Here is a 14,453-nt window from a genome sequence, read left to right on the forward strand (position 1 = left end):
TAATAAGGAGAAGAGGGAAAGGACGAGATCAATGATCTCTAATAGCCACGCTATTCAAAATAAGGCGGGAACGCCAAATAGTTAGGTTGTTACTTTCCACTCCTCTGTCCTTTTGCCTGAGAGTTTCACCCTACACACATGTGCAGGACTTGCTCCTTCGGCGACCGATTTAACGGTTCTCTCCAGAGGTTCCTCCAACTACAGTCCCCGCTACCAAGGTAGCACCTGAAATAGTTAATTCTTCGGCGAGTTACCCTAACTAAATGTTAAAATTTAGTTAATAACCACTCTCCTGCAGTCTTCATCGGAACATTTACTCAATTAAATGAGTAAAGGTTAGTTAATGATGCTGGTCACCATTAACGTGTGAACTCTATCATGTTTTGTTACCATTTCAACACCAAATGAAGATTTATTTTCAGCATATTATGGCGCCTTTGTTGTCTTAGTTTCATAGGTTTGCTGATTAACTAACCAAATGCTTTCTCGGGCTGGCTATTGTTGGTTTGTATAGGAGAGAGGAGATTAACCCTACTTGTTGATGAGAATCGCATGGCTTGGCGATAAGTTGTTCAGTTTAGAACAGATAATTGATCAAAACGGGAGCAATCGCTTCAAAATCTACGCTAAGTTGACCGTAAGCAACGTAGAAATAGGTTACAATGATTCCTTGCACAGCTGTCTATGGAATCGGATAAGTTCTTATAATTGGACAAGGAGGCGGTATGACCAGATTGTTAGCCATAGCGGTATTGATTGGAGTAGCGTTTGTGCTATTTCGTTATCGTACCAATGAAAAAGTCCAAAAGGCGACCGTGATTACTTTGATCGGCGCATTCTTAATTTATACCGCGTCAATCATGATTGCGGAACTCACTCGCTAGCCAACCAGTAGAGTCCTTGGAGTAAGATACGGTGACTTCTCAAAATAATATTGAAGACCAAGACGAAGTAGTTGTCATTGAGGAACGCGATAAGCGTACTCACATTTATATTGCGATTGCGGCCGTGTTGGGTTTGGCATTCGGTGGATTGGCTGGCTCAGCAATGACAGCAAGCAAGTGGGAATCCACTTATCAAGTGCTGGAAGAAAAGTACCAAGCACTGGCACAAGATAAAACTAACTTGGTCTCTCAAGTGAAAACACGCGAAGCGGGCATAGATAAAGAGATCGACGTAAAGGTTGCGAAGCTGCTGACAGAGAAAGAAGAAGCGCACAAAGCGGAACTGAAAGCACTTCAAGAGCAGCTGACTGAAGTGGAGAAAGTGAACTTGTCGCTTGAGTCTCAAGTGAAAGAACAGAAAGCAACGCTGAACACGACCAAAAGCGAGAACGACAAGCTAAACCGCCAAGCAGATATGCAAGCAACCATGTTTGAGCGCTCACGTGAAGTGTTCCGTAAAGAACTGCAAATCTCACAGGAACTTGAGTCACTCGAGAAAGAGCGTCAAGCGTTAATGCCGAAGATCGAGAAGCTCAAGAAAGAGTGCGACGTTTTCTTGGAAGGCAAATCTTGGGATGTGAAATCTGACGCGTGTGATAAACACGATGAGGCCAATTCCCGACTTAGCCAAGTTGACCAGCTCATTGAAGTCAACAAAATGGACTTGAAACAGATTAAAGACATCACTGAAGACATGGGCCTGTAGCGCCAACATATAGCACAACGATTTTCGGAGGCTATATTTCCACAGATTTGGAAACAACAAAGGAGCTCAATGAGCTCCTTTTTTATGTGTCATATTTCTCTGAAAGCTGGATCAGATACGAGAGGCATCGTAGCCCGAAGCCAACAGCAATTCGCGCTCGTGTTTAATCAGCTGAGCGCGATCTTCAATCAGCTCGTTCAATGCTTGAGAAGGCTTACCTGCAAGTGCTTTGAACGAGTCAAACGACTCCGCGCTGTCGATCTCATCAATCATGCTACTGATGACGTTACGCGCTTCACAAGGGTTATCATTGGTAGTGAAATATTCCACTTGTTTTGCCGCCGATTTCATTTCCGTCAGCAGTTCGAGCGGGCTACTTTCTTTTGCCACAGCCATGTAATTATCAAGTACACGCTTCGCATACAACAATTCTTTTAGTGGGATATCTCGGCCACTTACAATCAGCGATTCATTAAGGATCATACTTGAGCTCATTGGCATTCCTTTTTTATCAATAATTCAAACTTCTTGGGCGTTTGACTGAGTCTAATTTATTGCCGACTGAATGGGAATGCCTAAAAAGCACATTATTAAACGATTTTTCTGATTTTTTACGCTTTTTTAGTGAGTAAATACGCGAATTCGGTGCCCGTCAGGATCAAGTGCAACGAAGTTCCAGCCAAAAACAGAATCTTCTGGCTGTTGTGCAAAGTGCATGCCCTGAGCTCGCCACTCTTCAAACAATGTATCCAGCCTAGATTTGTCTGCCACTGGTATTGAGGAGTTCTGTACCGCCTCCAGTGACATCACTACTAGGTACTAATGCATTACTTTGTTTAAGTGTGATAGTGACATTATTTGCGAAATCTAATGCGACAAAACTGGGAGAAAGCACTTTTGGCTCACACTGAAAAGTTTGCGAATAAAAGTCCTTACTCGTGTTGATATCTGTGACGTAAAGGACGAAAGAATTGATAGTAAACATAGCGGTTTCCATAACTTTTGGGGGATTGAAACCGAGCTTACCTAAGAGAAATGACAAGTTATGTCAGGAGTGACCATGAAAAAGGAGCGCATGGTGCGCTCCTTATCTTTATCTAATTCGTTGCCTCGGAAGAATACCAGTTGTTTTGATAAGCCTTAGACGCAAACAATGCGTTGGCTTTCGCTCGCTCGATAACTTCCGGAGCTACTTCGGTAGGTTCCATAGTTTGATTATCGAAGTTGTATTGCATCGTCGATACCTTTTCTCCCGGAGAGAATACAACAAGATTATCTCGGGTTAGGTAACCAAAGTTCTTATCGTACTGCATCATTGCTCGCTCATCTTCACGTGCCAGAAGCTTAGTCAAGTCACGACCAATCATTGGTGATGTCGCATCCACACCAATCAACGAAAGGAGGGTCGGCGGCATATCTAAGTTATTAGCAATGCGGTCATCTTTACGCGGCTCAACACCGTTACCAATGATCAATGCTGGAATGTGGAAGTGTTTCACCGGTACTAGGTTTGCGCCAGAAACACGAGCATCGTGATCAGCAATGACAATGAAAATCGTGTCATCCCAGTAAGATGATTTCTTCGCTTTGTCAAAGAATGTACCAATCGCGTAGTCTGAATACTTAACTGCGTTGTTGCGTGTCATAAATTCAGAATCATAAGGTTCGATCTTGCCTTCTGGATATTCGTAAGGGCTGTGGTTGCTCGAACTGAATACAAGACTAAAGAAAGGCTTATCTGTTTTAGACAAACGTTCAAATTCTTGGTCTGCTTTGGTGTAAAGATCTTCATCACTTACCCCCCAAGAGCCAACAAATTCTGGGTTCTCATAGTCTTTCTCTTCAATAATTTGGTCGAAACCATTGCCGAAGAAGAACGACTTCATATTGTCAAAGTTTGCTTCGCCACCGTAAATGAATTCGGTGTGGTAGCCATTTGCTTTAAGAAGATCGGCAATCGTAAAGAAGTTCGTCTGACTCTTGCTCAGTTTCACCACGGCGCGAGAAGGCGATGGTGGAAAACCGGTTGTCACTGCCTCAATACCACGAACAGAGCGTGTGCCCGTCGCGTACATTTGGGTGAACTGCCAACCTTCAGCCATTAACTTATCGAAGTTTGGTGTTAGTGGAAGACCACCGAGTGAACCAACAAACTGAGCACCTAAACTTTCCTGAAGCAAAATTACCAAGTTCTTTGGTTTACCTTGATAGGTGGCTTTGTTGGTGTTCATCGTTGGTAGCAATGAAGGGTCGAAGTCAGACTTAGTTGAAGAGGAGCGAACAAGCTCAAGCATCTTCTGGTTGTCCATCTTGCCGTAAAACTGCTCAGCGCTTTTCTCGGATTTCATATTATTCACAGCAAACAGCAATGAATAAGAGGAGTTAAGTGCCAAGTCATTAAGCAGAGGATCATTACAAAATGCCACCATCGCAGGGTTAAGAGGACGGTGACCTAACGAAGAGCGTGCGCCGCCGACACCGATCAATACAACCAATATTGCAATCAACGGACGCCATTTCCAGTTTACTTGCTGAGCATTGTCGGTGAGTTTTTTACTCCACTTCCAACCAAGGAAAAGGGTGATAGCAGTGCCTAGTGTACCAATGAATAGTTCTAACTTGTAACCGGTCCAAAGCATACTGAATACTTCTTTCGGGTAAATGAGGTACTCAACAAACAAGCGGTTAGGGCGTAGGTCATACTCTTGAATAAATGGGGCAGTAGCAAGCTCCATGTAAACCAAGATCCACAAACCAGCGACCATCCAGCAGCGGAGAACTAGTTTCCAACATGCACCTATTTTACCTTGTACGGGCAATAGAGCAGAGAGTAGGCCTGGAAGAATGAACAACCAACAGATAGTCGCGAAGTCTACGCGTAGGCCCTGACCAAGAATATAGATGAGGTCGTTAAAAGATTCGATTCGGTCAGCGAGCCAAATGGCCAGTAAAATTCGCGAAACAGAGAGAAAAGCGAGCGAAAATAGCGCAAATACAGCAATAGGCTGCAAAGGCCCAAATGCGGGCTTCTTCATAAACAATCCCTAATTTATTGATGTGTAAGACGTTATGCAGCGTTTTTTATCAAATAAAACGTGAAACAAACGTGAAATATAAGGTTTATTTATAAATTTAATCGTAATGATTGGTACGGGTGTGTAAGGGAAAGTAAGGGCAGACAGTCGCAGAGTTACGATCTATTACCTCTCTCGCAAAAGGCCATCTTTATAATGAATTGTTCATTCAAGCTAGTTATAAAATTCTATAGATATCTGGTGCTTAATTTATATTTAAATGCATCTCTGTTAATATTGTTGGTTTATAAAATACGATTCTAATTAACACCGACACTGAGAAGTGATCGGTGAGTTTATGTCTTACATGTAATTTGAACGTTGACCCGTTATGAAGTAACGAGTGAGACGTCTTGGCTTAAAAATAAATATGGATTTAGCAAATGCAAGAAACAAGCAGTACTCCTTGCGAAGAACAGGTTGACACACTGACAAATCTTCAACAAACATCGGACAAAGTGACAATGTCCCACCCACGAAAACCGATACTCGATTGGTTTTTGGCTTTCAGCACATTTGGCTTGTACTTCAACTTTTGGCTTTACCGTCGTATAAGAGAAATCAATCAAATCTCGAAAGAAAACTTCAAACCTTGGCTTTGGGTTTTTGTGCCACTCTTCTTCATAGCTCAGGCTTTTGCTTTTCGCAATTTGGACCGCGCGCTGGATGATCTCGAGGGCAGTGCAAAAAAGGGCAGATCAAAATCGATTTATTGGTTGGGCGTATCGGGTTTTATGCTTGCTAACGTTTATTTTTCAATGAGCTCTAAATGGACGACGCCTCTTTGGCTGGAACTCTTAATGTTGTTGGTTTCCGCGTCATCGTTTGCTGCTATTGCTTCTCGAGTCAACGAGTTGAAGCGTCAACTCGTTGGAGTTGAATTTACAGGTAAGGAGCGTGGATACAATGCTTTCGAGTGGTGTGTTGTTCTCATCATGACGCCGCTAATTTTGGCAATGTTTGCTTTCTTAATTGGCTCCACGATGTCCGTTGAAAAGCTCGAAAGTTACTCGGACCGTTCGATTTACACCCAGCCAGAGCATAATTTTCAACTGACTTTTCATGGTCCGGGGTGGCAACGCGTCGAGAATGGCACTTACAGTGATGGTACGGCTCTCGCTGAGTTTGAAAGTGAAGACTACGATGCATACTTTGTTTTGTTCGATAACAAAGAAATCGAAAATCTTAATGAGCATATGGCATTGCGTCGTGACTGGATTAAAGAGGAGATTGGGAAGTCTGAATGTGAAGAATCGCGCAGCTTTGTTGGTAATGAGTTTGCGTTGAAAGTCGAGCTGGTTTGTAACAAAAAGCTATTTAACGACCCTGCGTCGGGATATGTCACGTTGATCAATACCGGAGATAAAACCTACGAGCTATTGGGTGTTCTTTCTCAACCTAGATTAACTTATCGTTCGAGAAAGCCAGAGTTTGAAGCGATGGCTAGGGAGTTTTCACTACAATGAAGATAAACCGTTTATGTGCGCTTATTGTTGCGACATTGTCTGTGTCCAATAGTGTCCTTGGTTACGATAAGTCAGAAATAGAGTGGCGCCTGTCTCAAGGTGGGTTAAAAGAGTCGCTTTCTCTCATTTCTCAAGATAAGTCTTATTCAGAGATGGTGCAGCTACTTTTAAGCTCGAACTTTGATGTCAAAAAAGATTCTGTCAAAGAAAGCTATACTATCGTCAATTACTTCCCGCGATTTGTGGATATAGAGTCCTATGGCACCATGGGCTTATATTTCGATCCTAACTATCAGAAAGTCATCATAAAAGCAGCGGCATCGGTTTCACCGGACGGTAAGGTGAAGCAAATTAATCCTTCTCACGTACAAGTCCTTAATACTGGTGGCTACAATACTTTTTCAAGTCATAAAGAAGTCTCGCTGGCTATTCCTGGATTAGAAGAAGGCAGTATTGCCGTGCTGAAGTACGATATAGTCAGCCAACGAGATCTAATGGAGCCCGATTGGGCTGAAGAGTTATTCACTCAGCAAAATTACCCAATAGAACGTTATGAACTAAACGTGGAGTGGAGCTCTGACTCACCGATTCATTGGCAGGAAAATAGCCGAGAGGTTGAGTGTTCGCAAAATACTGGCCAATTGCATTGTTCGGGCCAAGACATTCCGTCTTATATTGGTGATTATCAAGTGTTATGGCGTGATGGTGTCGACAGTATTGCTATCGGTTCTTTAGGGACATGGCAAAGTGTGGCGGATAAAGCCAACTTAACGATGAGAAAGGCGTTTGACGACACCACCGGTTTGGATGCGTTGTATTTACAACTTACCAAAGATGCAACAAGTACCAGTGAAAAAATTGAACGTATTTTGAGCTTTGTTTCTCGTGATATTCGCTATGTATCGCGATCGGAATATGGCCATGCGATGACACCACATGATATTGCCGAAACGATAGAGAATCGATTTGGTGACTGTAAAGACAAGTCCGTACTTCTCATTGGTTTATTTGAGAAAATAGGCTTGAGCCCTGAACTTGTGTTGGTTTCCACAAAGCGTACTGACCCGAGCCGAGTTTTGGTTCCATCCATGAATGCTTTCAATCATGTTGTCGTGTGCTTTGACCACGGAGGAGAGCATTACTGCGTAGATCCTACGGATACACAAACCAACTGGAAATACACGTCTTCGTGGATTCAAAATAAAGTCGCTTTACCACTGTCTAAAAGTGCGTCACTAGGTACGATTCAAAAAAGTCCATACCGCTGGAAGATGACAGCGGAAACCGAGATTTTATTTGATGAACTTGGTGGTCAAAAAGAAGTTCAAGAGCGCACATATACAGGCGAGTTCGCTGCTGTTCTGCGCTCTAATCTTTATGAGTTGAGTGAAAAGGAACGTTTAGAAAAACTGACTGATCAATATGCCGACGTCGTCTCGTCCATTGGTAAACCAGAGTTTGAGCTCGAAAATCTTGATTCAATGACGAGTAAAGCGGTGATTCGTTCAAAGTCGGTCATTGACCCGTTTCTAGTCGTTGGTGAGGGCTTGAACTATGAGGAGGTTGATGCTTGGATTGAAAATGAATTGGACGAGCTAAAAATGTCCAATGAGATATATCCCGCTCTATTCCAAGGCGTCGATATTGTGTCTAAATTTCACTACGATACCAACGGACTTTGGAAGATCACTCATGTTCCAGCTACGTTAGAACTCCGTCACCCCCTAGGTGTTTTAAAAAGGCAAGTTAAGTTGATATCCCCGACGGAGCTTTCCGTGACAACTGAGTTGCAAGTGAAGTCTCGGTGGGTTAAAGCCGATGAGAGGAAGCGATTCAATAAGATGCTAGATGTATTTGCAGAGCAATCGCTGATCAAATTTTACGGCAAGCCGCTTTAGTACGCGTAACGTATTGCTAAAAAGGAGCTCACTTGAGCTCTTTTTTAATTTATATGTACCGTCCTACATAGGTTTAATTGCCGGGTGCGTGAGCTTCGTTCCGTATTCTGATAACGGAAGCCGTCATCACAGGGTTGATTTCTAAAGATTTCTTATTTAGGGTGTTGGGTATGAACTATTTAGCTATTTCTATCTCGACTAACTGTTGTTGTCGCACCTCCCAAGATGTGCGGCGGCTTTCGCGTAGCTATTAGTTAGCAAAAGATCATACAGACATACCAAAGGCCGCCGATGTTTTCATTCGCGGCCTTTTTGCATTTAAAGGAATAACAATATGAGTCAGCCAAAATTACAACTATTTAATACACTGGGGCGCACCCTTGAGCCGTTCAACATCATCGAATCAGGTAAAGTCGGTTTGTACGCATGTGGTCCGACAGTGTATGACTACGCGCATGCAGGGAACTTAAGAACCTACCTTTTTGTGGATGTGCTGAGGCGTACGCTAGAACTCAACGGTTACGACGTAAACCACGTTATGAACATCACAGATGTTGGTCACTTGGTGTCTGATGCGGATACAGGTGAAGATAAAATGGAGAAAGGCGCGAGAAAACAGAACAAGTCTGCATGGGAGATCGCAAAGTATTTTGAAAATGCGTTTTTAGACGACCTTGATAGGCTAAATATCGTCAAGCCTTCCATCATTTGTCGCGCTACCGAGCATATTCAAGAGCAGATAGAGTTCGTCCAAGCGCTTGAGCGACAGGGCTTCACCTATCAAACCTCCGATGGTGTTTATTTTGATTCGGCGAAGCTTCCTGATTACGGAAAACTTGCCAAGCTGGATCGCGAGGGTTTAGAAGCGGGCATTCGCGTCGAAATGGCGGAGAAAAAGAGCCCGACTGATTTCGCACTCTGGAAGTTTAGCGGAGATACACCAAGACAAATGGAATGGGAAAGCCCTTGGGGAGTCGGCTTTCCGGGATGGCACATTGAATGTTCTGCGATGGCAGAGAAGTACCTAGGTGAAGTGTTCGATATTCATGTCGGTGGGGAAGACCATATCCCAGTTCACCACACCAACGAAATTGCCCAATGCCAAGCAAAGAATGGACACGTACAAGCGAATTACTGGCTGCATGGCTTCTTCCTTCAACTTAATAAAGAGAAGATCTCCAAGTCCGGTACGTCACTTCGTCTTGAAGCCTTGATCGAGAAAGGCTATGACCCGCTGGCTTACCGTTACTTGGTGCTGACCAGTCATTATCGCAGTCATTTGAGCTTTACGTGGGAGAGCTTGGATGCAGCACAAACAGCTCTAAAGCGCCTGAAAGCGAAAGTGTCGGCACTACCCGAAGGTGGCAAAGTCGACCAAACGTATGTTGAGCGTTTTATGTCACTCATCAACAACGATTTAGCCATGCCACAAGCGATGGCATTAATGTGGGAGTTGCTTGGAAGTGCATTAAGCGATGCAGATAAAAAGGCAACGGCGCGCTATTTTGACCATGTGTTTGGCTTGGTGATTGATAAGGTAGAGGAAGAAGAAATCCCTCGCGAGATATTGGAATTGGTAGAGTTGCGTTTGCAAATGAAAAAGCAGAAGGAATACCAACAAGCTGACGAAATCCGCCAGAAAGTTACCGAACTCGGCTACAGAATCAACGATGCTGGTGATAGCTCAACGGTAAGCAAACAAGGCTAACAAGCTAGAAAACAAAAAGGCTCACTGCGACAGTGAGCCTTTCTAATTGAAACGATCAACGCTCTAGTCGTTATTGAATTGCTAACTCAGGTTGCGAAGCGGTATTCGTTTCTGCGGTTTGGTTGTGCTTCTTAATTACCAGCGACAAGCGAATCAGCATTGCAATTGCAGCGGTGGTTAAGCCCGTCACGATACCAATCCAGAAGCCTTCTTCGCCCATGGCAGGAACGATTTCATCGGTGATACCCAGTAACATACCCAGTGGAAGCGCCAAGCCCCAGTAAGCAAGAATCGCCAGAATCATCGGGATCTTAGTATCTTTGTAGCCACGCAGAGCGCCGTTCGCAGAGGTCTGTAGCGCGTCGCTGAATTGGTACATCGCAGTAAACATCAGCAGAGTAGCCGCTGTTGCTGAAACCACTTGATCTGTGGTGTACAAACGAATGATCCATTCTGGGAACAGCAGGAAGAAACCGACTGAAATCAGCGACAATAGCGCTGCGGTAATAATGCCAACCAAGCTGCGATGTGAAGCTGTTTCAAGCTTTTGTTCACCCAAGGCATGACCAACACGAATCGTGATACCAAAGGAAAGGCTCATTGGGATCATGTACGTCATGCTAGAAATATTCAGTGCTATTTGCGCCGCTGCAACGTTCTCCGCACCAATACGACCAATCAATAGCGCAATCACCGCAAAGATGCTGCCACAAACCGCAATGTTCAAACCAATCGGCATACCGAGTTTGAACAGCTGTTTGATCTCTTGCCATATCGGCTTTAGCTCAGCGAAGTGCAGAATGTTTTTGTAGTGATGATGGCGTTTGATGTAGCTAAACAGTAGGGCAGACATCAGCCAGTAAACTAAGCTCGTAGCCCAGCCACAACCAACTGCACCCAATGCCGGCATGCCGAATTTACCGTAAATCAGAATGTAGTTAACAGGAATGTTTACCAACAAACCAATCACCGAAATCAGCATGGGTGCGCGAGTGTTGTTCATCCCTTCGCAGAAGCCATTCAAGGTGTAGAAAAGCGCAATGCCCGGTACACCAAATGCCAACGCAACAACATAATCACTGGCGATAGGAATGATCTCAGGCGCAACGCCTAGGCCAACGAGAATGGTTTCACCAAGCAGCAAGTAAACAATCAAAATTGCGCTAACGAACGCCGACAACCAAAGCATTTGAATAAATGCGATACGCACTTTATCCAAACTTTGTGCGCCGCGGTGGTAAGCCACGACAGGTGTTAATGCCATGATGATGCCGCGAAGCAATAGCGAAACGGGTAGCCATAAACTGGTGCCAAGTGCGATCGCAGCGAGGTCGGCAGCACTCACTTGGCCTGCCATTGTGGTATCGATAAAGCCCATTGACTGAGTGGCAAGTTGCATCAGAATGATAGGGATCGATAGATGTAACAAAGCGCCCGATTCTTTAAAAAAGCGAGAAAAAGAGGAAGGTGTGTTTTGCATGGATATAGTTAAACACCAATATCAATGCACCAGTGGAAGCAGGATAGCGTTGTGCATTGTAGGGTGTGCCGCGTAGGCAGGCGCAATATACGGATTTTTGTTCTTGCGTTCAATATGTAATTTAGATCACAAGAAAACGATTGCTTTGGCTTCTAAATATGTCATTTGTCTTGTGAATGTATCGCGTTTTTTACTGCTCATTTTTAGATGAAAACAAGCGATTTTCGACACGCTCGTTTCAATAATAATCAGTCATTATTCCGCTTTTCGATGGTTACAAATCTTTTTATCTGACCTCTCGATTTATTTATTGTGTGATTATTTTCTTGGTGATATTTATCGCCTTAGTTTAGGCAATGCATGGAATAAACAATGGAAGCCGAGCAATTAGAAGTACTCAATTTCATTAGCCAATACCCACCTTTTGATGACTTACCGGAAGAGCACCTGAGAAACATCGCAATGAATGCCGAAGTCGCGTATTACCGCGCAGGGACAGACATTCTCAAGAAAGGCGATGACATTCGTGATTTATACATGATCCGCAGTGGTGTGGTGGAAATCTTCCGCCGCAAAGGCGAGTTGTACAACCGTATCGATGCTGGTGGCTTGTTTGGACAAATGGGGTTGTTGATGAATAACCGTGTCCGCATGCCAGCTAAAGCGATTGAAGACACCTTGGTTTACTGCATTCCAGAGAAGATTTTCACTGAGCTATGTGACGAGTTTGAGAACTTTGCTGATTTCATGGAATTGGAAGACAGCGCCAGGCTGCGTACCGCGGTATCAAACCACTCAGATGGGAATGACTTTACTACTGCGAAAGCGCGCAAGATCTTAAGCCGTGAGTCAGTGACACTAGAAGCCACTGCAACGGTGCGTGAGGCGGCAATCTTGATGGCGGAAGAGGGCGTTACTGCGCTTTTGATTGTCCGCGCACAAGAAGACATTACTGAAGACGACGATGATCAATTGCTTGGTATCTTGACCGAGAAAGATCTGTGCGTGCGCGTTTTAGCTGAAGGGCGAGACAGCGACATTCCTGTGAGTGAAGTAATGAGTTACGACGTTGTGTCGCTCGATTACAGTGCTTACGTGTTTGAAGCCATGCTGACAATGCTGCGTTACAACGTCCATCATCTGCCTATTCTTAAAGACAAAAAGCCAATTGGTGTGATTAGCATGACGGATATCGTCCGTTATGAGTCGCAAAACAGCTTGTTGCTTGTGAGCTCTATCTTCCAACAAAACTCAGTCGAAGATCTCAAAGCGGTTTCTAAACAAGTGAAAGACTGCTTTGTGAGAATGGTGAGTGAAGATGCAAATGCCCACATGGTTGGGCGGGCAATGTCGGTGATTGGCAGCAGCTTTAAACAGAGACTGGCAGAGTTAGCAGAACAAGAATTAGGTCCTGCGCCAATCCCTTATTGCTTATTGGCGATGGGTTCTATGGCGCGTGATGAACAGCTTATCGTCACAGACCAAGACAACGCGCTGATTCTGGATAACAGCTACGACCCAGCACTGCATGGTGAGTACTTTGCTCAGTTTGCGAAGTTCATTTGTGATGGATTGGCAGAGTGCGGTTACACCTACTGTACTGGCGATATCATGGCGACTAACCCAGAGTGGCGTAAAACGCGCTCCGAATGGGAAGAGTGTTTTGCAAACTGGATTGATGATCCAACACCAGAGCGACTTTTGAACAGCAGTATTTTCTTCGACCTACTTGGCGTACATGGACGCGTGAAATGGGCAGAGCAATTGAGCGGCTTCATTGTACGTCGTGCCAAGAAGAACAATCGATTCTTGGCTTGTATGGCTTACAACGCGATTCGTCGAACGCCGCCGCTTGGTTTCTTCAAAGACTTTGTAATGGAGAAAGACGGCCGTCATCGCAATTCCATCAACTTGAAACGCCGAGGCACTGCGCCAATGGCGGATCTCATTCGTGTGCATGCTTTGGCGATTGGTTCCCGTTCGCAAAACTCGTTTGAACGTCTGGATGACATCAACAACGCGGGCATCTTACCGAAAGGCCGTGGCATGGACTTAAAAGATGCGATGGAGTTGATCTACATGGTGCGAATCCGACACCAAGCACTGGATATCGAAAACGGCGAAGAGCCGGACAACAACATCGAGCCAGAAGAAATGTCGGAGTTTGAACGCCGTAACCTAAAAGCCGCATTCCAAATCCTAAGCAACGCGCAGAACTACATTAAGTTCCGTTATCAGAGAAGTGGCAAATGATGTGGTTTTCGAAACAAAAGCAAGACAGTCGCGATTTGCTTGATACCAGCCAGACACCCGATTGGCCGATCTACTTCAAGCAGCTTGCCGAACAAGCGAACGATACTCGATTAAAACGCTATTACTCTACGCCTATTGTGAATGGTGATACGCCATTAAAAGAGGTACCGTTTGTCTCCGTCGATTTCGAGACCACGGGTTTAAACGCCGAGGAAGACGCCATTCTCACCATAGGTTTGGTGCCATTTACGCTAGGGCGAGTGCAGTGCAGCGGATCTCGCCATTGGGTGGTAAATCCAAATCGAGAACTGAATGAAGAATCGGTGGTGATCCACGGCATTACCGATTCCGAAGTGAAGAATGCACCGCAACTTGAGCAAATTCTAGATGCCATTCTTGATGAGTTAGCCGGAAAGATTGTAGTGGTGCACTACAAAAACATCGAGCGTCAATTCTTCAATAACGCATTGTTAAACAGCCTGGGAGAGGGGATTCAATTTCCAGTCGTTGATACGTTGGACATCGAATACGCAATTCAGCGTCGAGAGTGTGAAGGTTGGTTGAACAAGCTCAAAGGTAAAAAGCCTGGCTCGGTACGTCTCGGTCATGCGCGTGAGCGTTACCATTTGCCTGCTTATCAGCCACACCATGCGCTGACCGATGCTCTTGCTACCGCTGAGTTGTTACAGGCGCAGTTGCAATACCACTTTGAAGGTGACATGCCGTTGTCTGTGATTTGGCAGTAAGTTATTAGTCTCGCTAATACATTGGCGATAAATTTTATTGGTCGTCCTGATAACAAAATGCAATGCGATATCAGGACGGTTGAAGGTAAAATTATAAAGTAGAGCAACCCTTCTAAAAGCGACACAACGATCGCACATAAGCTTTGCAGCAAGTTACACAAGAAAGTCATCACTCGGC

The 14,453-nt window shown here is 44.6% G+C and carries 10 protein-coding genes, 1 pseudogene and 1 riboswitch; of the genes and pseudogenes, 7 read left to right on the forward strand and 4 right to left on the reverse strand.

Annotated elements, in window-relative coordinates; all coding sequences use genetic code 11:
- Positions 1-94 precede the first annotated feature (94 nt).
- Positions 95-196: riboswitch (glycine riboswitch) on the reverse strand.
- Between the two features lie 529 nt (positions 197-725).
- On the forward strand, positions 726-884 hold the full coding sequence (locus GXP65_RS24970) for a hypothetical protein (protein ID WP_005434065.1): 159 nt from the start codon (positions 726-728) through the stop codon (positions 882-884).
- 31 nt (positions 885-915) lie between these two features.
- On the forward strand, positions 916-1,650 hold the full coding sequence (locus GXP65_RS03370; protein WP_045381158.1) for a chromosome partitioning protein ParA: 735 nt from the start codon (positions 916-918) through the stop codon (positions 1,648-1,650).
- A 111-nt stretch (positions 1,651-1,761) separates the two neighbouring features.
- Here the strand turns inward: GXP65_RS03370 and GXP65_RS03375 are convergent, their stop codons facing one another.
- The 3 genes and pseudogenes from GXP65_RS03375 to GXP65_RS03385 form a co-directional block, all read right to left on the reverse strand.
- Entirely contained in the window at positions 1,762-2,145 is a 384-nt protein-coding gene (locus GXP65_RS03375; protein WP_005433654.1) for a hypothetical protein, read from the reverse strand.
- Positions 2,146-2,271: 126 nt separating this feature from the next.
- Positions 2,272-2,635, reverse strand: a pseudogene (locus tag GXP65_RS03380) (VOC family protein).
- A gap of 112 nt (positions 2,636-2,747) precedes the next feature.
- Entirely contained in the window at positions 2,748-4,685 is a 1,938-nt protein-coding gene (locus GXP65_RS03385) for an LTA synthase family protein (RefSeq protein ID WP_162091998.1), read from the reverse strand.
- Positions 4,686-5,524: 839 nt separating this feature from the next.
- On the opposite strand from GXP65_RS03385, the gene GXP65_RS25200 reads away from it, so the two are divergent.
- The 3 genes from GXP65_RS25200 to cysS all read left to right on the forward strand — a co-directional run bounded on the left by GXP65_RS25200 (position 5,525) and on the right by cysS (position 9,796).
- The gene (locus GXP65_RS25200; protein ID WP_240334950.1) at positions 5,525-6,190 is read left to right on the forward strand and encodes a hypothetical protein; all 666 of its coding nucleotides are present in this window, start codon (positions 5,525-5,527) and stop codon (positions 6,188-6,190) included.
- Positions 6,187-8,088, forward strand: coding sequence for a DUF3857 domain-containing protein (locus GXP65_RS03395; RefSeq protein ID WP_162092000.1), 1,902 nt, complete (start codon positions 6,187-6,189; stop codon positions 8,086-8,088). Before GXP65_RS25200 ends, GXP65_RS03395 begins: the two co-directional genes overlap by 4 nt.
- A gap of 334 nt (positions 8,089-8,422) precedes the next feature.
- The gene (gene cysS, locus GXP65_RS03400) at positions 8,423-9,796 is read left to right on the forward strand and encodes a cysteine--tRNA ligase (protein ID WP_162092001.1); all 1,374 of its coding nucleotides are present in this window, start codon (positions 8,423-8,425) and stop codon (positions 9,794-9,796) included.
- A 70-nt stretch (positions 9,797-9,866) separates the two neighbouring features.
- Here cysS and GXP65_RS03405 read toward each other — a convergent pair whose 3' ends face one another.
- Positions 9,867-11,276 carry an MATE family efflux transporter gene (locus tag GXP65_RS03405; RefSeq protein WP_162092002.1) on the reverse strand — a complete coding sequence of 470 codons (1,410 nt, stop codon included), beginning with the start codon at positions 11,274-11,276 and terminating at the stop codon, positions 9,867-9,869.
- 372 nt (positions 11,277-11,648) lie between these two features.
- Here GXP65_RS03405 and GXP65_RS03410 point away from each other — a divergent pair, with 372 nt between their 5' ends.
- Both GXP65_RS03410 and GXP65_RS03415 read left to right on the forward strand, forming a co-directional pair.
- A complete protein-coding gene (locus GXP65_RS03410) occupies positions 11,649-13,529 on the forward strand; it encodes a DUF294 nucleotidyltransferase-like domain-containing protein (RefSeq protein ID WP_162092003.1) in 1,881 nt (626 codons plus the stop codon).
- On the forward strand, positions 13,526-14,275 hold the full coding sequence (locus GXP65_RS03415; protein WP_162092004.1) for a 3'-5' exonuclease: 750 nt from the start codon (positions 13,526-13,528) through the stop codon (positions 14,273-14,275). The genes GXP65_RS03410 and GXP65_RS03415 overlap by 4 nt, the downstream gene beginning before the upstream one ends.
- Positions 14,276-14,453 lie beyond the last annotated feature (178 nt).

This window comes from Vibrio sp. LB10LO1, assembly GCF_010092875.1.
GTDB lineage: Bacteria > Pseudomonadota > Gammaproteobacteria > Enterobacterales > Vibrionaceae > Vibrio > Vibrio campbellii.